The following is a 23,425-nucleotide window of genomic DNA, read 5'->3' on the forward strand; positions in this document are numbered from 1 at the left end:
CTCTGTCGTGGATCCGGATGCGTGGTGCTCCCGCAGCATGTCCCGATAAGCGCTGTCAGAGTGGCCTCGAGGAGACCGAAAGTGGGACATCGCCGGGCGCAAGTGGGACATGGGGCGGGGTGTGGGTGGGATGCCGGGGCGGGGTCAGTGGGCGGCGAGGGCGGCGACGACGACGTCGACGCCCTCGGTGAGCAGTTCGTCGGAGATCGACAGGGGCGGCAGGAAGCGGATGACGTTGCCGTAGGTGCCGCAGGTGAGGACGATCACGCCCTCGGCGATCGCCGCCTTGGCCACGGCCGACGTGAGCGCGGCATCCGGGGCCTTCGTCTCGGGGTCGACGAACTCGACCGCGATCATCGCGCCGGCTCCGCGCACCTCGCCGATACGCGCGTCGGTCTGCTGCAGGGACTCGAAGCGGGCGCGGAGGATCCCCCCGATCTCGCGCGCCCGCTCGAGCATCCCGTCGTTCTCGAAGGCGTCGATCGCGGCGATCGCCGCCGCGCAGGCGACCGGGTTGCCGCCGTAGGTGCCGCCGAGGCCTCCGCCGTGGGTGGCATCCATGATCTCGGCGCGCCCGGTGACCGCCGCCAGCGGCATGCCGCCGGCGATGCCCTTGGCCGTCGTGATGAGGTCCGGCACGATGCCGAACAGTTCGCTCGCGAACATCGCACCGGTGCGGGCGAAGCCGGTCTGCACCTCGTCGGCGATGAAGACGACGTCGTGGGCGCGGCACCAGTCGACGACCGCGGGAAGGAATCCCTCGGCGGGCACGATGAAGCCGCCCTCGCCCTGGATCGGTTCGATGATGACGGCCGCCAGGTTGTCGGCGCCGATCTGCTTCTCGATCAACGAGATGGCCTTGGCAGCGGCATCCGCACCGCTCAGGCCGTCGCGCAGCGGGTACGAGGCCGGCACGCGGTAGATCTCGGAGGCGAACGGACCGAATCCGCTCTTGTACGGCATCGACTTCGCGGTGAGGGCCATCGTGAGGTTGGTGCGGCCGTGGTAGGCGTGGTCGAACGCGACGACGGCCTGGCGGCCGGTGGCCTTGCGCGCGATCTTGATCGCGTTCTCGACGGCTTCGGCGCCGGAGTTGAACAGCGCCGACTTCTTCGCGTGGTCGCCGGGCGTGAGACGGTTGAGCTTCTCGGCGACGGCCACGTACGACTCGTACGGCGAGATCATGAAGCAGGTGTGCGTCATCTGCGCGACGGCGGCCTGGACGGCCGCCACGACGTCCGGGTGGGCGTTGCCCACGCTCGTGACGGCGATGCCACTGCCGAGGTCGATGAGCGAGTTGCCGTCGGCGTCGACCACGACGCCCCCGCCGGCGGCGACGGCTTCGATCGGCACCGTGTGCGCGACTCCCGACGCGACGGCGGCGCTCTTGCGCGCCAGCAGCTCCTGCGAGCGGGGGCCGGGGATCGCGGTGACGAGACGGCGCTCCTGCGCCAGGGACGGACCGCCGACGACGGCGCTGTCGATGATGCTCATGCCGGGAGCGTATGAGCCTCGGATGCCGAGCCACACCCTCCGCCGTGTACATTCTGTGATCAGATGCATACGTGGCGTATAGCCGCCGCGCATCCATCGCCGGGAGCCCGCCCCGGATCGACCCCAGACCGCGCCGAGGAGGCCGCCGCCCATGACCGAGACGCAGCCGACCCTGCGCGCCCTCCTCGCGCGCCGCGACCTCGACCTGCGGCTCGCCTCCCGCCCCGACGATCTCGACGAGGGAGCGCTGGACGCGCCGCTGCGGTGGGTGCACAGCTCCGACCTCATCGACCCCACTCCCTTCCTCGCCGACGACCTGCTGCTGCTGACGACGGGCACGCAGTTCGTCGGAGCCGGCAGTGACGGCGAAGCGGGCGATGACGCCGCCTACGTGGCGCGCCTGCGCGCCCGCGGTGTGCGCGGGCTGGGGTTCGGCACCGAGGTGGTGCGCGACGGCATCCCGCCCGCGCTCGTTCTCGCCTGCGCCGCGCAGCGGATGCCGCTGTTCGAGGTGCCCTACCGCACGCCGTTCATCGCGCTGGCACGGGCGAACGCCGAAGCCATCGCCGCGCAGGCGTATGCCCGTCGCACCTGGGCGCTGTCGGCGCAACGGGCGATCTCGCTCGCCGCACTGCGTCCGGACGGGCTGGCGGCGACCGTCGCCGAGCTCGCGTCTCAACTCGGCGCGTGGGTCGGACTGTTCGACGCCGCCGGCACGCTGACCCAGAGCGCCCCCGCCGACGTGCTCGACGACGATGCGCGCGCCGCCCTCGCGACAGAGGCCGGCGCCGTGCTGCGCCGCGGGTCCCGCGCGGCGTCGACGCTCGAGATCGGTGATCGACGCGTCACGATGCAGACCCTCGGCCGCGGGGGACACCTCCGCGGGCTCATCGCGATCGTCGGCGCCGATCTCGACCTGGAGGGACGCAGCGTCGTGACCTCGGTCATCGCGATGGCCGGCCTCGCCCTCGAGCAGAACGTGGGACTCGGCCGCGCCCGAGCGGCACTGCGGGCAGGACTGCTGCACACGCTCCTCGAGGACGACCCGCAACTGGCGCGTCGCGTCTCGCGCGAGCTGTGGGGCCCGCTGCCGACGAGCCCCGTCCTCATCGGGGTCGCCGCCGTCGCCGCCAACCGCACGGACGCGGCGGTCGACTGGCTCGAACTGCAGGCCGCCGAACGCGGCGGCCTGTTCTACGCGCGCAGCGGCGACGGCATCGTCGTGGTCGTCTCCGCCGCCGACGAGGGCGCGCCCACCGCGCTCGCGGGTCTGCTGGATGCCGCGGTGGGGCTGTCGGAACCCACCGACTACAACGGATTCTCTCGCGCCCACGCGCAGGCCCTCACCGCGCTGCGCACCGCCGTGAGCGGGACCGTCACGCGCTTCGCGGATGCCGCGGGGGTGCTGTCCAGTCTCGATTCCCCGGCCGCCCGCGCCCTCGCCGACGCGCGGCTGCGCCCGCTGCGGGCGCACGACGAGGCCCACGGCACAGCGCTCGTGGAGACCGTGCGCACCTGGCTCACCCACGACGCGCGCATCGACGAGGCCGCGCGGGCTCTCGGCATCCATCGGCACACGGTGCGCGCCCGGGTCGCGCAGGCGCAGCAGCTGCTGGGGGTGGACCTGTCGAGCTTCCCGGCGCGTGCCGAGCTGTGGGCCGCCCTCGTCGCCGCGGGGTGATGCGCTCTTGGCGGATTCTTGGCGCCGATGTGGGTGAATGATGGCGATGAAGATCGGAGACGCGATGACCCGCGATGGCGCACGGCCGCGACTGCTCTACGTGGAAGACGACCCGACGATCGCGGGCATGACCCTCGAGGTGCTCTCCGAGGTCTACGACGTCACGCACCTCAGCGACGGTCTCGCCGCACGGGAGCGCGTGCTGGCGGAGCGCTTCGATGTCCTGGTCGTCGACCGGCGCCTGCCGGGGCTCGATGGGGTGGAGATCGTGCAGGCGATGCGTACCGCCCGCCTCACCACGCCGGTGCTGCTGCTGACGGCTCTCGGCGCGGTCCCGGACCGGGTCGACGGGCTCGACAGCGGCGCCAACGACTACCTCGTCAAGCCGTTCGACTTCGACGAGCTGCTCGCACGCCTGCGCGCGCTCCTCCGCGGGCACCATGCCGAGGGACGCCGGCGTCACCTCGGGGACTGGACCTTCGTCGCCGAGTCGCGCGCACTGTACGGCGGCGGCGGCGAGCGCGTCACGCTGACGGCGACCGAGGCGCGCCTGCTGGCGCTGCTGAGCGAGAGCCCCGAGCACGTCTTCTCCCGCGACGAAATCCTTCACGCCGTCTTCTCCTCCGACGACGCACTGAGTTCCGTCGACACCTACGTGCACTACATCCGCCGCAAGGCGTCGCCCGAGATCATCGAGACCGTTCGCGGTCGCGGCTACCGTGCGGGGACCCCGTCGTGAGCGACGAGGCCGACCGCCGGCGCGTTCGTCGCGCCGCGGTCCACGTCGGTCTGCTCGTCGGTGCCGCATCGGCCGTCGTGGTGACGGCGGGAGTCGCGCTTCTCGTGGCCGTTCTGCTGCTGTCAGCCCGACCCGAACTGCACCACAACGGCGAGGGCGGCGGCCGCAGCGGTCCGCCGGACGGCGACCGCATCGTCGTCGACGTCGACCGCATCCTCCCCTGGGTCGTCGCGCTCGGTCTCGCCGGGGTGGCGCTGCTCGCCCTCGTCGCCTGGTTCGCCGCCCGCCGCGCGGTGGCCCCCTTGGCCGGTGCCCTGCGGCTGCAGCGCCGCTTCGTCGCCGATGCGAGCCACGAGATCCGCACGCCGCTGACGGCTCTCACGAGCCGGACGCAGATCCTGGAGCGCCGCTACCGACGCGGCGAAGACCTCACCGCCACGCTCGCGGCGCTGCGCGCCGACGCGTCGGTCATGGACGCCGTGCTCACCGACATGCTGCTGACGGCGGAGGGAACGGCGACGGATGCCGAGCCCGCCGTCGTCGACGCGGCGCTGACGGCCGCGGCGGCCACGGTGGCGCCGCTGGCCGAGGAGGCGGGCGTGCTCGTCCGCGTCGGTCAGGGCGGCGGCGCGGGCCTGCGGGTGCGCCTTCCCCGCGTCACCCTCGACCGGCTCTGCGTCGCGCTCCTGGACAACGCGGTGCAGCACACTCCCGCCGGCGGCGAGGTCGCACTGTCGGCGCGATCCGACGGACGGGGCGTCGCGATCCGGGTGCGTGACGGCGGCACCGGCATCGCCGATGCCGATCGCGAGCGCATCTTCGAGCGCTTCGCCCGCGGCCCGGAGTCGGGGCGGCGGCGCGGCTTCGGCCTGGGTCTCGCGCTCGTGCGCGAGGCGGCCGAGGCGGCCGGGGGCCGGATCGAGATCGAGCGGACGTCGGCGGCGGGTACCACCATGCTGCTCTGGCTGCCGCAGGCTGCGTAGCGGCCTCGGGCCGCGGGCGTCGTCGCGGGTTCAGGCCGCGGGCGCCGCGACGGTCTCGACGCCGACGCCCGCGACCCATCGACGGACGCCGGCGTCGGTGACCGTCATCGCCGAGCGCAGCGGCGCGTCCCACAGCCACCGGGTGTCCTCGCCGGCAGCGACGGCGAGGGCGGTCGCCCACACGTCGGCGGTGGTGAGGTCGTCCGCGACGACCGTGGCACTCACCGCAGCCGACACGGGCACGCCTGATCGCGGGTCGATGAGGTGGGCGCCGCGCTCTGCGGTACCGGAGGTCGCGACGGCGCCGTTGCGCACCCGCAGCGTGGCGAGAGCCGCCCCCGGCCGCGCCGGATCGGCGATCCCCACGGTCCACGACCAGTGCGCGTCGGGGGCGGTCCACACTCTCAGGTCGCCGCCGACGTTGATGCCGACGGCGCTCACCCCGGGCATCGCGAGCAGCGGCTGGAGGTGCGCCGTCGCGGCGACATCCGTCGCCCAGCCCTTCACGTAGCCGGTGGGATCGAAGCCTTCCCGCCAGAAGGCGCTGAACCGCCCGCCGGTCGCCTCCTCGAGTCGTCGGCAGGCATCGGCGACATCCGTCAGCCGCGGATCGACGTCGGCGAAGCTCAGCTCGCCGCGGCGCAGCCGCGAGATCTCCGAGTCCGCACGGTACGTCGAGAAGATCGCCTCCAGCTCGCGGAGCATCGCGACGGTGAAAGCCGCGGCATCCGCCGCCGCCGCGCACGCGTCAGGACTGCCGATGACGTGGATGCTGGCGGTCGTGCCCATGAGCTCCGCCGTCCAGGCGCGGCGGCTGAGTTCGCTCATGCCGAGGCCTGGTCGATCGCCGACTGGAGCGAGTCGAGGTACCCGGTGCTCGTGTACGTCGCCCCCGACACCATGTCGATCTGCGCGCTCTGGGCCGAGAGCGTCTCGGAGATCAGCTGCGGCAGGGCGTCCTGGTTGATCTGACGGTCGCGGCTGCTGTGATCGGGGTAGGCCGGCGTCTGCACGTCGGTGATCACGCCGCCCGAGACGGTGATCTGCACCTGCACCGCCCCGTAGCGCGTGTTGACCGCCGAGCCTGTGAACGTGCCGTCGGTGAGCCCGCTCTTCGACGTGGTCGTCGTCGAAGAGGTCGCCCCCGACGACGAGCTCGAACTCGACCCGCCGGGGGTCGTCGTGGTCGACGAGGTCCCGGCCGACGGCGACGCCGGAGCCGGGGTGACGCGGGTGGCGTCCGTGCGATTCGCGTTCAGCGGTGCGGCGACGGCCGCGTCCTCGGGAAGGGATGTGCGATAGCTGAACAGCAGCACGAGGCCGCTGACGGTCGCGAGCAGGGCGTAGACGATTCTCTTCATGGTGGTGTCCTCTCTGAACTCAGACGCCGAAGGCTTCGCTGTGGATCTGAGCGGCCGGCACTCCGGCAGCCCGCAGGTCGCGACGCACCGAGGCCATCCAGGGCTCGGGGCCGCAGAGGTAGACGTCGTGATCGTGGATGCCGGGCACCATCCGCCGCAGCATCTCCGCACCGCGCCCATCGGCGAACGTCACCGGCAGCCACGTCGATCCGGCGCGACGGCGCGGACCGTGCAGAGCCACGTGGTGCAGGCCCCGGCGCGCGACCAGGCGCTCGATCTCGCGCACGCGCATCGACTCGGCGGCCGCATGGTCGCGAGTGATCAGGATCGCCTCGCCGGGCGCATACGGCTCGGCCTCGAGAAGCGAGACGAGGGGTGCGACGCCGGCGCCGGCACCCATCATGACGATCCCCCGCCGCGTCCGCGCCTCGCCCGTGAACTCGCCGTAGGGTCCTTCGATCAACACGCGCGTGCCCCGGCGGAGAGTCGCCAACCGGCGCGTCCCGTCGCCGACCATGCGGGCCGCAACGACGAGTTCGCCGCGGCGGGGGTCGGCCGCCAGCGACAGCGGGACTCCGCGCGTCCAGCCGGGTGCGCCCAGAAACCGCCAGACGAAGAACTGACCGGCGCGGGCGCCGAGGCGCTCCAAGCCGCGTCCGCGCATGCGGACCACGACGCCCACCGGCCCGTCGGCCTCGACGGCGACGACGCGGATGTCGTGACGCGCGGAGCGCCACAGCGGCAGCGCCACGCGGAAGACGATGACCGCGGCGGCGGTCGCCGCCCACAATCCCCACCAGTACACCTCGGCGAGCGGATGGGCGGCGAAGTCGGCGCCGGTCCACAGCATGTGCGGAATCGCCAGCCCGACACCGAGGTACCCGTACAGGTGCAGCAGGTGCCACGACTCGTAACGCATGGCACGGCGCGCTCGGCGGATGCTGGTCACCACGACGAGCACCAGCAGGCCCGTTCCCGCCGTCGCGAGCATCATCCCGGGGTAGTTCCAGACGAAGTCCCACAGCTGGGCGACCACGTTGACACCGGCCTGGGCGGCGTAGCCGACCACCAGCAGGGCGATGTGGGCCAGCAGCAGCCAGAACGACCAGAAGCCGACCCAGCGGTGCATCCGCGTGATCGCATCGCGCCCGAAGGCTCGCTCGAACAGCGGCACGCGCGCCATCAGCAGCACCTGGTACAGCAGCAGATTCGCCGAGACGAGACCAGTGATCCGCCCCAGCGTGTTCAAGGTGTCGGCATCCATCGCCCGCAGGTCCTGCACGGCGCCACCGGCGATCCACAGCGCGACGACGAACAGGCTCGTCGCCCAGATGACGCCGATCGCGAGCAGCCGCCAGAGGGGGCGGCGCGCGCGGATGCCGACGCGCGGCACGGCGGCGATGAATGTGGATCGCGTGGCGGCCTGTGTGGTCATGCGTCGAGCGTCGCCGACCGGCTCTGAGACAAGGCCAAGAATCAGCGGCTCACGCGGCATCCATAGGAATCTGATAGCCCGCCGACACGGACGATCAACATCCGCAGCTGCGCCGCAGCACGACCCGCGGCGCGAACACCGCGTCGAAGCGGGCGTGCCCCTCGGGCAGCGCACCGGCGGTGCCGGCGAGGATGCGGGCGGCGGCGCGTCCCATCGCCTCCATCGGCTGGCGCACGGTGGTGAGTGTCGGCGTGCTGAGCCGACCGGCCAGGATGCCATCGAACCCGGTGACGGCCACCTCGTCGGGCACGCGCACGCCGAGGCCGGCGAGGGCATCCATCGCCGTGAGGGCGTGCTGGTCGGTCGCGCAGACGAGAACACGCGGCAGCGCACCGCGGGCGTGGAGCGCGCCAAGCTGCTCGAGCATCCGATGCGGACCGCGCACGGTGCCGTCGATCGGCTCGTCACGGGGACGCAGACCCCATCGCATCAGCGACGCCCGGTACTCCCGGAAGCGTTCGGAGTTGTCGAAGCCCTCCTGGCGCCCGACGAAGGCGACGTCGTCGTACTGGTGGTCGCCGACGAGGTGGTCGATCAGCGCACTCATCCCTCCGGCGTTGTCCACGCGAACGCGGTGATGCGGATCGTCGCCGGGAGCGACGCTGAACAGGACCGTCGGGATCGTCGCGGGCATCCGCAGCAGGGCCGCCGGCAGCACCGGCGACGGGAAGATGGCCAGTCCGTCGACCCGGCCCGCCGTATCGGCGACCGACACGTCGCTGTCGGAGCCGCTGGAGAGCATGACGGGCCGTCCGAGCATCCAGCATTCGAGCGCGAAGCCGCGCTGCACCTCGTCGACGTAGAGCGGGAACGCGCGCGGGTCGGCGAGGGTCTCGTCGTCGGACTGCGACCACGGGATGATCGACGCGGCATCCAGCGGCGAGCGCGCATCGGATCGCGGGGGTGTGACGTCGCGCGGGTCGGCCCGCTCGAGCATGAGGTCGAACGCGTGCAGGCCGAGCGTTCCCGTGCGTCCGTTCGCGAGTCCTCGCGCCGCCGCGCTCGGGGCGTACCCCAACCGCCGCGCGGCGGCCAGCACCCGCTCGCGCGTGGCTTCGCTGATCCGCTCGGGGCGTCGGAAGGCGAACGACACCGAGGCGATCGAGACCCCCGCCTCCTGTGCGACGTCGTAGACCGTCGGACGGCGCGCAGCGGCATCACTCATCGGCTGTCCCTTCGTCATCGGCGGCCCGCGGCGGCTCGCGTGCGCGTCACCGGTCGGCGCGTTGTCCCGCCGGTACCGCCAGCTCGAGACCGAAGTGCACCGCGAACAGCGGATCACCCGTATCCGACGGTACATCTTCGCGAGCGGCGCGCACGGCATCCATCGACCGCGGCAGTTCCACCGGCAGGCGCCCCTCGGGAGCGACACGACCGGTGAGCACATCGAGCACGGCGCGCGCGGAGCTGCCGAAGTCGACGACGATCGCCGACGCGAACTCCGCAAACGGTGTGAGGATGCCGGGCCGGTCGAGGTTGACGACGAGCACCAGCGGGCACTGCTGCGCGATCCGTCGCATGCGGTAGACGCGCCCGGGCGGGAACTCGAGCGAGCCCTGGTGGAACCAGGCCTCGAGGAAGAGATCGTCGCGCGGCTCGAACGGGGCGCCGAGACGCACCAGCGCGAGATCCGCGTCGGCGGGGTCGGCGACGATCTCGCCCAGCTCGGCGACGTCTTCGGGGCGGAACCCCTCGACGTACACCCGGCGCCCGGCTCCGCTCAGCGGCAGCACCGGGTGATCCGCGCCCCGCGTCGGACGGTTCTGCACCACCGTCAACGAACGCGCCTGTGCGCGCTCCCCCTCCGCCCGGAACTGCGCGTTCCCGACGATGCGCTCCGCCTCGTCGGGGTCGACGAACGGGTCGTCGAACAGGCCCAGCTGGAACTTCACGCGCAGGAGGCGAAGCGCAGACGCGTCGATGCGGCCCTCGTCGACGCGCCCCGCGCGCACGAGCTCGATCAGCAGGTCGACGCACTCCTCGCCGCCGAACTGGTCGGCCCCGGCATCCAGGATCTTGAGCATGCGTTCGCTCGGCGACAGCTCCTCGACGCCCCAAGCGCGCGCCGGCAGCACCTGGTCGCCGACGTGGTTGTCGTTGACCAGCTCCCAGTCGGTGACGACGACCCCGTCGAAGCCGAGCTCGCCGCGGAGGAGGTCCGTGACGATCTGCCGGTTGTAGCCGAAGCCGACCTCTTCGATGGGCACCCCGTTGCGCTCCAGCCCGATCGGCATGCCGTAGTACGGCATCATCGCGGCGGTGCCGCGGCGGATCGCCTCGCGGAACGGCTCCAGGTGGTACTCGAACATGCCGCCCGGGTAGACCTGCTCGCGCCCGTAGGGGAAGTGCGCGTCCTCGCCGTCCTTCTGCGGACCGCCGCCCGGGAAGTGCTTGGTCGTGCACGCGACACTGTCGGGTCCGAGCGCGTCACCCTGGAAGCCCTGCAGATAGGCGGCGGTGAACTCGGCGACCCGCGCGGCATCCTGCCCGAGGGTCTGGGCCTGCCGCCCCCAGCGGGGCTCGGTCGCGAGGTCGATCTGGGGGTGCAGGGCGGCGCGGATGCCGACGGCGCGATACTCCTGCCGCGCGACGTCGGCGAACCGGCGCACCGTCTCGACGTCGTCGATCGCCGCCAGTCCGAGACCCTCCGGCCACTGCGAGAACGGGCCGGCGGCGAAGCCCACGCCGGTGTTCTCGACGAACGCGTGCCGCGGATCGGTGCTGACGGTGACGGGCACCCCGTGCGGGGTCTGCGCGGCCAGGGCCTGCAGGTTGTTGTTCCAGACGGCGGCCTGCCGGGCGGAGCGGATGGCGTGCACGTTGAAGTGCGACAGATGTTTGCCCCGGACGACCGTGGTCGTCGGCGACTTCGAGATGCGCCCGGGCGCCTCCAGCAGCTCGCCCTCCTCCCCCACCTCGATGACGGTCTGGAACATCAGCCCGCACTTCTCCTCCAGGCTCATCCGGGCCACGAGGTCGGCGGCGCGCTCGTCGGCGCTCAGGCGCGGATCCTCGTACGGATCCATCACCCCGTTGCCGTTGAGGTCGCGGAAGCGGGTGCCGTCGGGCGCGGTGAGATACGTGGGGGTCATGATTCTCTTTCTCGAGGCGGGTCGCGGGGGCTCACTTGAGCCCGGTCGTGGCGACGCCCTGGATGAAGTAGCGCTGCAGGAAGACGAACAGCAGCAGGATCGGCGCGATCACGAGCACGGACCCCGCCAGCAGCAGGCCGTAGTCGGTCGCGTTCTGTCCGGTCGAGTACAGCGAGAGCGCCACCGGGAGCGTGTACATGTTCTCGGTCTGTGCCGCGACGAGCGGCCACAGGAAGTTGTTCCACGACGCGAGGAAGGTGAGGATGCCGAGGGTCGCCAGTGGCGGCCCGCACAGCGGCATGACCACGCGGGCGAAGATGCGCAGCTCTCCGGCCCCGTCGATGCGCGCGGCTTCGATGAGTTCGTCGGGGATGCCGAGCATGAACTGGCGCATGAGGAACACCCCGAGCGGCGTCGTGATGAACGGCAGGATCAGCGCCGCGTAGCTGCTGGTCAGCCCCAGCGAGGAGACCATCACGAACAGCGGCACGAAGGTGACGACGCCCGGCACCATGAGGGTCACCAGCACGACGGCGAAGAGGATCTTCTTACCGGGAAAGTCCATCTTCGCCAGCGCGTAGCCGACCATCGAGCAGAACACGAGGTTGCCGAGCACGGTCAACAGGGCCACGACGATGCTGTTGGTGAAGAAGCGGCCGATGTCCAGCGGACCGAACCACTGGGCGAAGTTGTCCCACGTGAACTCGCGCGGCCACCAGGTGGGCGGGCGCTGCAGGATCTCCGACTGGGTCTTGACGGAGCCCAGCAGCATCCAGGCGAACGGCAGCATCCAGACGATGAGCCCGACGGCGAGCACGGTGTAGGTGACGGCGCGGCCGGTGAAGACGCGACGGGCACGCCGCGGCGGGCGGGCGATGGCAGGAGCGGTCATGACGAGGTCCTCTCAGTCCTTCGTCCGCAGCAGTCGGAACTGCAGCAGGCTCAGCAGCGCGATGGCGAGGAACAGGATGTAGCTGGCGGCCGAGGCGACGCCGTACTGCCCGAAGCCGAACTGCTTGAACGTGTAATAGGCGACTGACAGGGTCGAATCGAGCGGTCCGCCCTGTGTCATGACGAAGGCCTCCTCGAAGAACTGCAGGAAGCCCACCGAGATGAGCACCGCCCCGAGCAGGAGCGTCGGGCGCAGCATCGGCAGGGTGACCGAGGTGAGCCGCCGCCACGTGGAGGCGCCGTCCATCATGGCGGCCTCCTTCACGTCGGTCGGGATCGCCTGAAGCCCGGCGAGGAAGATGACCATGAGCGTTCCCACGTTGCGCCAGACGGCCATCGCGATCAGCGAGGGAAGCGCCCAGGTGGTGTCGTTGAGCCAGTCGGGCCCCTGGATGCCGATGAGGGCGAGCGCGCTGTTGAGAAGCCCGTCGGGCTGCAGGATGTAGCGCCAGACGACCGCGACGGCCACGATGCTGGTCACCACGGGGGCGTAGAAGCCGACCCGCAGGAAGGACACGATGCGCCCGCCGCCGGAGTTCAGCGCGAGAGCGAGCGCCAGAGCGACCGCCATCGTCACCGGGATGCCGACGACGACGAAGGTCGCGGTGACGCCGATGGACTTCAGGAACGTGGGGTCGCCCAGCACCTTGACGTACTGGTCGAGGCCCACGACGTCCACCGAGAACGGGGAGCGGATGTCCTGCGCGCGGAAGTCGGTGAACGACATCGCGAACGAGCCCACGATCGGCACGATCATGAACACCGCGAACACGATGACGAACGGGAGCGCGAACCCCCACGCGATCCATCCTTGACGCCGGCGACGGGACGACCCCGGCCGGCGACCACGGCCGCGACCGGTGACGGCGGCGGCCGCTCCGGTCGCGGCCAGTGATGCCTGCGTCATCTCGATCAGCCCATTCCGAGGGCGTCGGCCTTGCTCTGCAGCTCCTTCATGGCGTCTGCAGGGCTCTGGGTGCCCAAACGCACCTTCTCGAGCACCGCGTCGCCCGCGGCGGCGACCTGCACCCACGTGGTGGTGGCGGGAACCGACTTCGCGGTCTCCAGCTGCGTGCCGAAGGCTGCGAGCGTGGGCTGCGAGGCGAGGGCCTGCTCCTTCCACGCCGCCTGGACGGCGGGCAGGTCACCGGTCTTCTCGTACCACTGCGCCTGCGTGGTCGGGTCGGTGAGCCACTGGGCGAGCTTCCACGCGGAGTGCGCGTTCTTCGAGTTCTTGAACACCGTGAGGTTCGCGCCGCCGCTGAACGACGTCGACGACTCCTTCGTGGGCAGCACCGCGGTGGTGAACTTACTCGCGAAGTCCGCACCGCCCACCTTCTCGAGCGAGCCGATCATGAACGGTCCGTCGATCAGCATCGGGGTCTTGCCGGCGACGAAGTCGGCCTCCTGAGCACCCGAGGAGCGGTCGGCCGCCGGGTTGGCGATGCCCTTCTGGAAGAAGCTCTGGTAGTACTCGTAGGCCTCGACCATCTGCGGGGTGTCGACCGTCCACTTGTCGCCGTCGACGAGCGAAGCACCGTTGGACCACGGCATCCACAGCGTGCCCTGGAACGAGTCGTTGCCGCCGGGCAGGCGGATGCCGTACTCGGCGCCGGCCTTGGACTGCATGTCGGCGGCCATCTGGCTGAGTTCGTCCCACGTGGTGGGGGCCTTCGTCCAGCCGGCCTTCGCGGCGAGGTCCGTGCGGTAGTAAAGCACGCGGGTGTCCACGTACCAGGGGGCACCGGTCATCCGATCGGCCACCTTCGTCGACGCGACGGCGCCCGGGAAGGATCCCGACGTGTCGAGGTCGGTCGGCACGGTCTGGAACGCGTCGGCGAAGTCCGCCATCCAGGTCGAGCCCATCATCGCGATGTCGGGCGTCGTGCCACCGGCGATCGCCGTCTGGATCTTGCTGTAGGCGGCATCCCACGGAATCGCCGTGACTTCGACGGTGACGCCGGGGTTGGCGTCCTCGAACGTCTTGACGAAGTCGGGCAGGGCCTCGCCCTCCGCGCCCATCGCCCACATCGTGATCGTGCCCGTGGCCGGCTCGCTGCCGATCGTCGTGGCGGCGTCGGGCGCGCTCTGCGTGTCGGCTCCGCGGCCGCAGCCGGTGAGCGCCAGTGCGCCGATGGCGATGAGCGCGACGGCTCCCCGTCGTACGTGTTTCATGGTTCCTCCTCGAACGGGACACCCGCTGCGGTGTCGGCTCTCACTCTACTTATGCGCATAACCAACGTCAAGACATCCGCCCCGCCCGCCTCCCGACCGCCCGCGAGTCCGCCCGCCCGCGAGACACCGCCTGCGCACCGAAACACCGGTGCGCAGCGGCAGTCTCGGTGCAGGGACGGTGTCTCGCGGGGCGTACGCTCGGCGGGGTCGGTCGGCGGGCGGGGTCAGCGGGGGGATGCCGCGGGGCGCGGTGCCCGCAGATAGCCGCGGACGAACTCGTCGAACAGGGCCGTCATGTCGACGGTGTCATCGAGCAGCCACTGCTGCTGGATGCCGTCCATCACGGCGCTGATGAGGCGGGCCGCCGCGTCGGGGTCGATGTCGGGCGCGATCTCGCCGGCACGCTGGCCGGCGCGCAGGAGCGCTGCCGTGGCCTCGGCGCGCGCCCGGTATCGGGCGGCGAAGTCGTCGTGCAGCGGATGGTCGGGGTCGGCCGCCTCCGCCACGACGGTCGAGTAGAGGGAGGTGAGACCACGGGTCGTCTGGTTTTACGCGACGACCTACGGTTTTCTCGCAACCCGCCCGCGCGCGACGACGGCCGCACTCGCCGAGGAGATTTCCACTCGGGAGGACGGATGCCGCGACAACATCCTCCCGACGCGACATCTCCTCCCGCAGCGCAGCACGACTGAGCCGAAGCGCACCACGACCGGGGAGGATCGCCCTGCCCGGCGAGATCGGCCGGCGAGATCGCCCAGCGGGATCGCCCGGCGCGGTCAGGCGGTGCCGTCGTCGAGGTTGTCCGACAGGATGCCGAGCACGTGCGCCCGCACGATGCGGGCCCTCTCCCCCAGCACGCCCGCGACGGCATCCACGAACGCCTCCACGAACGCGGCGTGTGCGACCCGCGAGGTGTGGGCCAGCTCCTCGCGGAAGCTGACGCCGGTCGGGGTGATCACGAGCGAGCGGTCGGCACGGTCGGCCAACGGGCTGGACGCGAAGGAGGTCAGGGCCAGCACACGCGCACCGGCGCTGCGGGCCGCCTCGGCCGCCCGCACGCTCGCGGCATTCGCTCCCGAGCCGCTCACGACGATGCACACGTCGGCGGCCGACAGCTGACGCGCCGCGATCTGCTGCGCGATGGCATCCGCGATCACCTCGGCGGGACGACCGACCGCGGTCAGGCGCATCGCCAGATCGCTCGCGACGGGCGCCGACAGTCCGTTCGCGACGACCAGCAGGCGCGAGGCGCCCGCGACGTCGGCGACCGCGGACGACACGTCGTCGGCGCTCATCAGACTCACCGCCGTGGTCAGCGACTGCGCGGTGCGCGCGAGGGCCGCGCGCAGCTCGCCGAGCGGGCCGTCGCCGTGATCGGCGTCGCGGGGCGGCTGGGCGCCGAGTTCGGCCGCCAAGGCGACACGCAGCTGCGGGTAGCCCCGGTAGCCCAGCGACTGGCACGCCCGCACGACCGATGAGCGAGCGACGCCGGCGCGGTCTGCCAGCTGCTGCGCGGTGAGCTCCACGACCGCGTCGGGCTCGGCCACGATGAGGTCGGCGACCCGCCGTTCGGTGGGCTGCAGGCCATTGCGCATCGCGGCGATGCGCACCGTCGTCGGCGCGTCAACGGGCACGCGGACCCTCCATGATTCGCCGGCGGAGCGCTCCACTCGCCGCGTCGATCGCCATCGTGACGACGATCACCACGATGAGCAGCATCCCCACGGTGGACCACTCCCGGTACTGGGTGTAGGACGTCAGCATATCGCCGATGCCGCCGACCCCGATGAGACCGAGAACGGCAGACGAGCGCACGTTGATCTCGAAGCGATAGAGCCAGAACGACAGGAACACCGGCTGCGCCTGCGGCCACACGCCCCAGCGCAGCACCTGCGCCGTCGAGCCGCCCGCGGCGCGCGCCGCCTCGATGGGGCCGGGAGGTACGGCCTCCACCGCTTCGTAGCCCCATTTGCCGAGCGTGCCGATGCCGTTGACGGCGAGGGCGAGCGCACCGGTCAGCGGGGTCAGCCCGGTGACCGAGAGGATGATGATCGCGATGATCAGCTCGGGCACGGCGCGGATGACCGAGAACACGAGCCGCAGCGCGGCGCGCAGCCACAGCGGCCCGAAGCCGCGGGCGGCCACGAGGCTGAGCGGGGTCGCCAGCAGGATGCCGAGCACGGTCCCCACCCACGCCATCTCGATGCTCCGCCACGTCTGCCAGAGCGCTTCGGGCAGCTTCGACCACTCCGGCGCGGAGAACATGAGCCAGAGGTAGCGGCCGATGTCGGCGGGAAGGTCGGCGAGACGACCCCACGAGATCTGCACCGACCAGAAGGCGGCGACCACGACGGCGGTGACGACGACGGCCGACACGGCCCGCCACGGCGAACGACGGCGGACGGGAACGGCGAGGGCGCTCACACGAGCCTCCGTCTGATGGCGTCGCTCATCATGTCGATCACGACGACCACGACGAGCACTTCGAGGATGATGAGGGAGAGCTGGTCGTAGCGGTAGAACGTGCGGACCGCGTCGATGAGCAGCCCGATCCCTCCGGCGCCGACGAGCCCCAGCACCGTCGAGGCGCGCACGTTCAGCTCGAACACGTACAGGGTCTGCGACACGAATGCCGGCCACGCATCGGGGAGGGCGACGGCGCGGTTGATCTGCGCCTGCGTGCCACCGGCGGCCCGACCGGCTTCGATGGCACCGGCATCCTGCGCGTCGATCGACTCGGAGACGAGCTTGACGATGATGCCGATGTTGAAGATCGCGAGAGCGAGGATGCCGGGAAGCGCGCCGACGCCGACCATCGCGACGAGCACCGCCGCGTAGACGAGCTCGGGAACCGCGCGGATCGCATTCAGCAGGGTCCGCACCGCACCGCGGAAGGCGGGGTGCGGATTGGTGGGCCGTGCCGCCCAGAACGACAGCGGCAGCGAGATCGCGGCCCCCACGACGGTTCCGAGCACCGCCATCTGCAGCGTCTCAAGCATCGGCGCGACGGTGCGCGGAAAGAACGACCAGTCGGGCGTGAGCAGTTCGACGATCTTCGTGGCACCGTTTCGCCAGTTCGCGACGATCGGCGCGACATCCAAGCCCACGCCGATGCCCGGAAGGCACGTGACCACCGTGATCACGACGACGACCGCCAGCGCGATCCACGTTCCGGCGCGGCGTCGAGGCCGCTCGGGCACCACCAGCGCGGATGCCGCGGGCGCGACGCTCATCGATCGAGCCGATCGTCGCCGGTCAGCGACCGTCCGTAGATGTTCTCGAAGTCGGCATCCGTCGCGCTCGCGGCCGGCCCGTCGAAGACGACCTCCCCGGCGCGCATGCCGATGATGCGCGCGCCGTACTGCCGCGCGAGATCGAGCAGGTGGATGTTGACCAGCACCGTGATGCCGAGGTCGGCGTTGATCCGCCGCAGATCGCCCATGACGCCGTGTGCGGTGGGCGGGTCGAGGCTCGCGACCGGCTCATCGGCGAGGACGATCCGCGGCTGCTGCGCAAGGGCGCGCGCGATCGCGACGCGCTGCTGCTGGCCGCCCGACAGGGCCGAGGCCCGATCCCACACCTTCGACAGGATGCCGACGCGATCGAGCGCCTCGAAGGCGATCTGCTTGTCGGCGTCGCGGTAGGCGCCCGCCAGGGTGCGCCAGTACGGCGTGTGGGTGAGACGCCCCACGAGCACGTTGTTCAGCACGGTCGTCCGACCGGCGAGGTTGAACCCCTGGAACACCATGCCGATCTGCCCGCGGAGGTGGCGAAGGCGCTTGCCCCGTGCGTTGTCGACGCGCTCGCCGCCGACGGTCACCGTTCCCTCCGTCACGGGCACGAGGCCGTTGATCGTGCGGATCAGCGTCGACTTTCCCGACCCGGAGAGGCCGACGATGCAGACCATCTCGCCCGGGGCGATCTCGAGGTCGACACCGCGAAGCCCCACGGTGCCGTTGGGGTAGCGGACGGTGACCCCGTCCAGACGGATGCCCCAGGGCACCGGGGCCGCAGCCTCGGTGCCCTGGGCGACGATCGGATCCGTCACTGCAGTCCGAGCTGCTCGGCGGCACGCGCCACGACGTCGAGGGAAGCGGGGTTGGCGGGTGCGAGCTTGGTGATGGAGTAGATGCTCTTGAGCACCTTCGAGCCCTCGTCGGTGTTGGAGTAGGACTCCAGCGCCTGGGTGATCTTGTCCTGGAGGGCCGGCGAGAGCTTCGACGAGACGGCGACGCCGTCGTTGGGGATCGGGTCGCTGAGGGCGAAGACGACGACCTTCTGGCCCACGTCGGGGGTGTCCTTCTTCACGAGCGTGCGTGCGTCCCAGAAGCTGAAGCCGACCTCGGCATCGCCCTTGTAGACGGCCATCACCGAGGCGTCGTTGGCGGTGACGGGGATCTTCTGGAACCCGTTGTCGATATCGATGCCCTTCTCCTTGAGGGCGAGCATCGGGTAGATGTAGCCAGCCGGCGAGCCGGGGCCGAGCACGGCGACCTTCGCACCGGCGATCTTGGTGATCGCGTCGAGGCCGCTCGGCGTCGCGAGCTTGTCGGTGCCGTTGCAGTACAGCATCCCGTCCTTGTCGACGGGGGTGTCGGAGCAGTACTTGCTCGGGTTGTTCGTCATGAACTGGGCCGGGTAGGTGATCGCGCCGTTACGCTCGGTCTGCAGCACGACCTTCGCACCGTAGCGGTCGCTGGCCTGCCACAGCTGCAGCGAGGGGAGGAAGCCGATCTGCGCCTGGTCGGCACCCATCGCCTCCACGGCGGCCTGATAGTCCTTCGACACGACGCCCGTGACGGGGATGCCGAGTTCCGAGCTCAGCATGTCGGTCAGGGGCTTGGCCGTGTCGACGAGGCCGCCCTGGTCCTGCGAGGGCACGAGGGCGAGAACGAGCGAGCTCGGGTCGGCGGCCGGCGCGGCGGAGCCGGAGGCGTCGGAGGTGCCGGAGCAGCCGGCGAGCGCGACGGTGGCGGCGAGCGCCGTCGCGGCGACCGCGGCGAGTCGGAGGCGGGTGATGCGCATGAGGTGTCCTTCGGTGTCGGGGTGGATCGAGGAGTGGTCAGCGGGTACGCGCGCGGGCGCGAACCCATTCGGTGAGGGCGGGCAGGAGTTCGGGAAGCGTGTCGGCGCGGAAGTCCGGGGCGGCGTCGGGGTCGGGATAGCCGCCGACCAGCGCCGTCGCGTGGCCGCGGGCGTGGGCCGGAGCCAGGTCGTTGCGCCAGATGTCGCCGACGGCGAGCACCTCGGCATCCGCGTCCAGCTCGTCCAGCAGCGCGGCGAGCCCGTCGGGCTTGCCCGCGTCGACGACGACGCGGTCGAAGAGCCCTTCCAGCGCGAGCGCCGTCAGCGCCTCCGGAATGCGCACGCCGGGCGCGTTGGTGACCAGGATGCGCTCCGCGTCGACCGTCGCGAGGAAGGTGGCGAGGCCCTCGGGGGCGAGAACGGGAGCGTCGTCGGACGCGAGCTGTGCGCGGCTGGCGGCGTAGCCGCGCGCGAGGTGCTCGGGGGCGGCTCCGGCCGCGAGGGCGCGCACCCGCACGAGGTCGTAGGCGTCGATGGCGTCGTCGTCGCCGTCGGCGAGGCCGGTGGCGATCTCATCGACGAACGACGGCGACAATCCGGCCTCGGTGGCGACGGCGCGGGCGTACGCGCGCACCGGCCCGTCGCCGAGGGCGACGGTACCGTCGAAGTCGAAGATGAGAATGGGACGAGGCACGGATCTCCCTGCGGGTGACGAACGCGTCCGTGAGGCTGGACGCTTTGTCCATAGTGAAGGACATGTGTGGACGTAATGACCACGGCAGATGAACATCCGGTAAAAAGTGGCGGGGAGCTCTCGCGACTCGACGCCGCGGCCGCGCTCGCCACGGGCGATCCCGCGGCCGCCTTCGACCTCCTCCCGTGGCTCGGCACCTCGATCGACGCCGACGCCGCCGCGCGCCGATTCGAGGCATGGGGGCTGTCCACGGTCATCGACGAGAACACGGGCACATCCGTGATCGCGGCGTCGGTCTTCAGGGCGCTCCACGAGCGCGCCGGCATCGACGCCCGCTTCCCCGTCGGCAACGCCGGCCTGCTGCACGTCTACGGCTACCTGCTGTCGACGACACCGACCCCCTACGGCCTCAAACGCGAGCGCTGGCTGGACGGCGAGCTCGCCCGCGCCTACGGGCTGGCCGCCGACGCCTTCCTCCCCTGGGCGCTGCCGACGGGCGAGACCCTGCTGGCGCGGGTCGCCGCGGCCGCCACCGCACTGGTGGAGCGCACTCCGGTGCGCCGTCAGCGGGTGCACGACACGGAAGCCGTCATCGCGGTGGGGCGCGCCGCGGCATCCGGCCCTTCCGCCCTCGCCTACGCGCTGATCAACGGCGGCATCCAGCGACTGATCACGACGTTCCCGGTCGCCTCGCCCGCGGCCGTTCTCGACGATGTGGATGCCGCCACCCCGCGTCTGCGCTGGAACGCCGTGGTCTGAGCGGCCCACACCCCACCACAGCGCAGCGCAGCGAGCACCTCAGTCGCGCGGGGCGTGCACCTCGAGGAACTCGTACAGGTCGGTCGTGTCGACGCCGGGGAACGCGCCGGTCGGCAGCGTCGCGAGCAGCGTCCGAGGGGTTCGCACGTTCGGCCACGCCTGATCGCGCCACTGCGACTCCAGTTCGGCGGGAGCACGACGGCAGCACACCTCGACCGCGTGGCGGGAGACGCCGCGGTTGGTCGTCTCGCGCCCCACGAACCACTTCGTGTCGTCGAAGCGCACGCCCACCGACACCGAATGGGCCCCCTCGCTGGAGGTCTCCACCCGGGCCGTGCACCAGAACGTGCCGTTGCCGGTGTCGGTGTACTGGTAGTACGGATTGAACTTGTCGGGTATGTCGAAGACGGCGCGGCTCGTCCAACGCCGGCAGCACAACTGCCCCTCGATCGAGCCCAGCCGGTCGGCCGGGAAGTTGACGTCGTCGTTCTCGTAGGCCTTCGTGATGGTGCCCGACTCGTGCACCTTCAAGAAGTGCACCGGGATGCCGAGATGCCGCGTCGCCAGATTGGTGAAGCGATGCGCCGCGGTCTCGTACGACACCGAGTAGGCGTCGCGGAGATCTTCGATCGACAGCGCGCGCCGCGACTTGGCGTCCAGCAAGACCGGCACCGCGTGGTCTTCGGGGATCAGGAGAGCCCCGGTCAGGTAGTTCGTCTCCACCCGCTGACGCAGGAACTCGGCGTACGAGCGCGGCTCGGCGTGCCCGAGGATGCGACTGGCGAGCGCCTGGAGCACGGCGGTGCGCGAGTCGCCCTTCGCGGGCACCGTGCTCGACAGATACAGCCGCCCGTGCTTGATGTCGGCGACCGACCGCGTCGAGGCAGGCAGGTCGGCGACGTAGTGCAGGGAGAAACCGAGGTGAGCGGCGATGTCCGAGGCGGTGCGCTGCGTGAGCGGTCCCCCGGGATGGTCGACGGCACGCAGGATGGCGCGCGCGTGCTCCTCGAGCTCGGCGAAATAGTTGTCCTGGCGCCGCATCAGGTGGCGCAGCTCGACGTTCGCGCGACGCGCCTCCTCGGGGGTGGCGGAGCGCTCGTCACCGAGCCTTTCGATCTCGCCCTGCAGCGCGAGCAGCGCGCGCAGGGCGTCGTCGGGGATCGATTTGCCGATGCGGAACGGCTCGATCCCGAGCGCGCGGAACGTCGGTCCCTTCATGGCGCGCTCGAGGGCGATCTCGAGCGTGGCGCGCTCATCGAGGGGCTCCGCCTCCAGGAGTTGGTCGACCGTCGCACCGAGCGCCTTGGCGATGGCGCGCAGAAGCGTGAGTTTGGGCTCGCGCTTTCCCGTCTCGATCATCGACAGCTGACTCGGTGCCCGCTCGACAGCTGCCGCGAGCTCGTCGAGGGTCATCCCGCGCGCCGTGCGCAGCTGACGGATGCGCCGGCCGATCGTGAGCGCATCGGCCTCGTCCTCGGGCTCTGCGGTCGTCGCCGTCAACGGAACATCGATGTTCGTCATGTCCGGGATTGTGTCACAGAACGTGAAGTTCGATCAATCTTCACTCCCGATTTGGTTACTCCTGGCCTCGAACTTCACCCAAAGTGGAGACACGAGCCACCGCCGGCATCGCCCCGGCATCCGATGAAGGAGAGCACCATGACGATCCAGGCCACCCCCGGTCAGCCGCCACTGCGCGCCGGCGACCAGACGCAGACCGCCGCTGAGCTGCAGGAGATCTGGGACACCGACCCGCGCTGGGACGGCGTTCAGCGCACCTACACCGCGGAGGACGTCATCCGCCTGCGCGGGTCGGTGCGCGAGGAGAACACCCTCGCCCGCCGCGGCGCCGAGAACCTCTGGAACCTGCTGCACACCGAGGACTACATCCGCGCGCTCGGCGCCTACACCGGCGGCCAGGCCGTGCAGCAGGTACGTGCGGGTCTGAAGGCCATCTACCTCTCGGGGTGGCAGGTCGCCGCCGACGGCAACCTCGCCGGACAGACCTACCCCGACCAGAGCCTCTATCCGGCCAACTCCGTGCCTGCCGTCGTCCGCCGCATCAACAACGCCCTGATCCGCCAGGACCAGATCGAGCACGCGGAAGGCACCCTCACGCAGGACTGGCTGGCCCCCATCGTCGCGGATGCCGAGGCGGGCTTCGGCGGCCCCCTGAACGCGTACGAGCTCGCGCAGTCGCTCATCCAGTCGGGTGCCGCCGGCATCCACTGGGAGGACCAGCTGGCCAGCGAGAAGAAGTGCGGCCACCTCGGCGGCAAGGTGCTGGTGCCCACGCAGCAGCACATCCGCACCCTGAACGCGGCTCGGCTCGCCGCCGACGTCGCCGGCGTGCCGACCGTCATCATCGCCCGCACCGACGCGCTGGCGGCCGACCTGCTCACCAGCGACGTCGACCCGCGCGACCAGGAGTTCACCACGGGAGAACGCACGAGCGAGGGCTTCTACCGGGTGCGCCCGGGCCTGGAGGCGGTCATCAGCCGCGGCCTCGCGTTCGCGCCGTACGCCGACCTGCTGTGGGTGGAGACCGGAGAGCCCGACATCGAGCTGGCCCGCGCGTTCGCGAGCGCGATCCACGAGCAGTTCCCCGGCAAGATGCTCGCCTACAACTGCTCGCCGAGCTTCAACTGGAAGCGTCACCTCAGCGACGAGCAGATCGCCACCTTCCAGCAGGAGCTGGCCGACCTCGGCTACAAGTTCCAGTTCATCACGCTGGCCGGCTTCCACGCCCTCAACTACTCGATGTTCGATCTCGCCTCCGGCTACGCCGAGCGCGCCATGAGCGCGTACGTCGAGCTGCAGGAAGCCGAGTTCGCTGCGGAATCGCGCGGCTACACCGCCACCAAGCACCAGCGCGAGGCGGGCACCGGCTACTTCGACTTCGTTTCCACGGCGCTCAACCCCGACAGCGCGACCCTGGCTCTGGTGGGATCCACTGAGGCCGAACAGTTCCACTGA

The 23,425-nt window shown here is 71.1% G+C and carries 21 protein-coding genes and 1 pseudogene; 5 read left to right on the plus strand and 17 right to left on the minus strand.

All coding sequences use genetic code 11. From position 1 onward, the window contains the following. Nucleotides 1–144: 144 nt before the first annotated feature. Nucleotides 145–1,494: a 4-aminobutyrate--2-oxoglutarate transaminase gene (gene gabT / locus JOE53_RS10440; protein WP_204947678.1), complete on the minus strand. Its 1,350-nt coding sequence runs from the start codon at nt 1,492–1,494 to the stop codon at nt 145–147. A 151-nt stretch (nt 1,495–1,645) separates the two neighbouring features. Here gabT and JOE53_RS10445 point away from each other — a divergent pair, with 151 nt between their 5' ends. From JOE53_RS10445 to JOE53_RS10455, 3 genes are read left to right on the plus strand one after another with little or no spacing between them, the layout of a single operon-like run. Next, the gene (locus JOE53_RS10445; protein WP_204947679.1) at nt 1,646–3,175 is read left to right on the plus strand and encodes a helix-turn-helix domain-containing protein; all 1,530 of its coding nucleotides are present in this window, start codon (nt 1,646–1,648) and stop codon (nt 3,173–3,175) included. A gap of 40 nt (nt 3,176–3,215) precedes the next feature. Then, complete coding sequence (locus tag JOE53_RS10450; protein WP_233449545.1) at nt 3,216–3,914, plus strand: response regulator transcription factor; 699 nt, start codon at nt 3,216–3,218, stop codon at nt 3,912–3,914. Then, nucleotides 3,911–4,897 carry a sensor histidine kinase gene (locus JOE53_RS10455; RefSeq protein ID WP_204947680.1) on the plus strand — a complete coding sequence of 329 codons (987 nt, stop codon included), beginning with the start codon at nt 3,911–3,913 and terminating at the stop codon, nt 4,895–4,897. Before JOE53_RS10450 ends, JOE53_RS10455 begins: the two co-directional genes overlap by 4 nt. Nucleotides 4,898–4,927: 30 nt before the next feature. On the opposite strand, the gene JOE53_RS10460 is transcribed toward JOE53_RS10455, so the two are convergent. The 15 genes and pseudogenes from JOE53_RS10460 to JOE53_RS10530 all read right to left on the minus strand — a co-directional run bounded on the left by JOE53_RS10460 (nt 4,928) and on the right by JOE53_RS10530 (nt 19,690). After that, nucleotides 4,928–5,725 carry an FAD:protein FMN transferase gene (locus tag JOE53_RS10460; protein WP_204947681.1) on the minus strand — a complete coding sequence of 266 codons (798 nt, stop codon included), beginning with the start codon at nt 5,723–5,725 and terminating at the stop codon, nt 4,928–4,930. Further along, nucleotides 5,722–6,258, minus strand: coding sequence for an FMN-binding protein (locus JOE53_RS10465; protein WP_135949491.1), 537 nt, complete (start codon nt 6,256–6,258; stop codon nt 5,722–5,724). The genes JOE53_RS10460 and JOE53_RS10465 overlap by 4 nt, the downstream gene beginning before the upstream one ends. A 19-nt stretch (nt 6,259–6,277) precedes the next feature. Next, nucleotides 6,278–7,693 (minus strand): ferredoxin reductase family protein, encoded by a 1,416-nt coding sequence (locus JOE53_RS10470; protein ID WP_204947682.1) that lies wholly within the window; start codon nt 7,691–7,693, stop codon nt 6,278–6,280. Between the two features lie 94 nt (nt 7,694–7,787). Continuing rightward, nucleotides 7,788–8,918 (minus strand): LacI family DNA-binding transcriptional regulator, encoded by a 1,131-nt coding sequence (locus tag JOE53_RS10475; protein WP_233449546.1) that lies wholly within the window; start codon nt 8,916–8,918, stop codon nt 7,788–7,790. Between the two features lie 46 nt (nt 8,919–8,964). Beyond that, complete coding sequence (locus JOE53_RS10480; protein ID WP_204947684.1) at nt 8,965–10,845, minus strand: glycoside hydrolase family 3 protein; 1,881 nt, start codon at nt 10,843–10,845, stop codon at nt 8,965–8,967. Between the two features lie 31 nt (nt 10,846–10,876). Continuing rightward, nucleotides 10,877–11,737, minus strand: a complete 861-nt coding sequence (locus JOE53_RS10485; RefSeq protein WP_005049962.1) for a carbohydrate ABC transporter permease — start codon at nt 11,735–11,737, stop codon at nt 10,877–10,879. A gap of 12 nt (nt 11,738–11,749) precedes the next feature. Continuing rightward, on the minus strand, nt 11,750–12,703 hold the full coding sequence (locus tag JOE53_RS10490; RefSeq protein WP_061682580.1) for a carbohydrate ABC transporter permease: 954 nt from the start codon (nt 12,701–12,703) through the stop codon (nt 11,750–11,752). A 5-nt stretch (nt 12,704–12,708) separates the two neighbouring features. Further along, nucleotides 12,709–13,971 (minus strand): sugar ABC transporter substrate-binding protein, encoded by a 1,263-nt coding sequence (locus JOE53_RS10495; protein ID WP_204947685.1) that lies wholly within the window; start codon nt 13,969–13,971, stop codon nt 12,709–12,711. A 224-nt stretch (nt 13,972–14,195) separates the two neighbouring features. Next, a pseudogene (locus JOE53_RS10500) lies at nt 14,196–14,501 on the minus strand (TetR family transcriptional regulator C-terminal domain-containing protein); the annotation flags it as partial. Nucleotides 14,502–14,747: 246 nt separating this feature from the next. Next, nucleotides 14,748–15,605: a MurR/RpiR family transcriptional regulator gene (locus tag JOE53_RS10505; RefSeq protein ID WP_036287318.1), complete on the minus strand. Its 858-nt coding sequence runs from the start codon at nt 15,603–15,605 to the stop codon at nt 14,748–14,750. Further along, nucleotides 15,595–16,395, minus strand: coding sequence for a phosphonate ABC transporter, permease protein PhnE (gene phnE, locus JOE53_RS10510; RefSeq protein WP_204947686.1), 801 nt, complete (start codon nt 16,393–16,395; stop codon nt 15,595–15,597). Before phnE (JOE53_RS10510) ends, JOE53_RS10505 begins: the two co-directional genes overlap by 11 nt. After that, nucleotides 16,392–17,204, minus strand: coding sequence for a phosphonate ABC transporter, permease protein PhnE (gene phnE / locus JOE53_RS10515; RefSeq protein WP_204947687.1), 813 nt, complete (start codon nt 17,202–17,204; stop codon nt 16,392–16,394). The genes phnE (JOE53_RS10510) and phnE (JOE53_RS10515) overlap by 4 nt, the downstream gene beginning before the upstream one ends. Beyond that, entirely contained in the window at nt 17,201–18,019 is an 819-nt protein-coding gene (gene phnC, locus JOE53_RS10520) for a phosphonate ABC transporter ATP-binding protein (RefSeq protein ID WP_204947688.1), read from the minus strand. The genes phnE (JOE53_RS10515) and phnC overlap by 4 nt, the downstream gene beginning before the upstream one ends. Beyond that, nucleotides 18,016–18,996 (minus strand): phosphate/phosphite/phosphonate ABC transporter substrate-binding protein, encoded by a 981-nt coding sequence (locus JOE53_RS10525; RefSeq protein ID WP_204947689.1) that lies wholly within the window; start codon nt 18,994–18,996, stop codon nt 18,016–18,018. Before JOE53_RS10525 ends, phnC begins: the two co-directional genes overlap by 4 nt. Nucleotides 18,997–19,033: 37 nt before the next feature. After that, nucleotides 19,034–19,690 (minus strand): HAD family hydrolase, encoded by a 657-nt coding sequence (locus JOE53_RS10530; RefSeq protein WP_036287332.1) that lies wholly within the window; start codon nt 19,688–19,690, stop codon nt 19,034–19,036. Nucleotides 19,691–19,765: 75 nt separating this feature from the next. Here JOE53_RS10530 and JOE53_RS10535 point away from each other — a divergent pair, with 75 nt between their 5' ends. Beyond that, nucleotides 19,766–20,449 (plus strand): amino acid deaminase, encoded by a 684-nt coding sequence (locus JOE53_RS10535; protein ID WP_233449547.1) that lies wholly within the window; start codon nt 19,766–19,768, stop codon nt 20,447–20,449. A gap of 39 nt (nt 20,450–20,488) precedes the next feature. On the opposite strand, the gene JOE53_RS10540 is transcribed toward JOE53_RS10535, so the two are convergent. Then, complete coding sequence (locus JOE53_RS10540; protein WP_204947691.1) at nt 20,489–21,970, minus strand: helix-turn-helix transcriptional regulator; 1,482 nt, start codon at nt 21,968–21,970, stop codon at nt 20,489–20,491. A 138-nt stretch (nt 21,971–22,108) separates the two neighbouring features. Between JOE53_RS10540 and aceA the strand changes: the two genes are divergently transcribed. Further along, nucleotides 22,109–23,425 carry an isocitrate lyase gene (gene aceA, locus JOE53_RS10545; RefSeq protein WP_036287574.1) on the plus strand — a complete coding sequence of 439 codons (1,317 nt, stop codon included), beginning with the start codon at nt 22,109–22,111 and terminating at the stop codon, nt 23,423–23,425.

Source organism: Microbacterium laevaniformans (assembly GCF_016907555.1).
Taxonomy (GTDB): Bacteria; Actinomycetota; Actinomycetes; order Actinomycetales; family Microbacteriaceae; genus Microbacterium; species Microbacterium laevaniformans.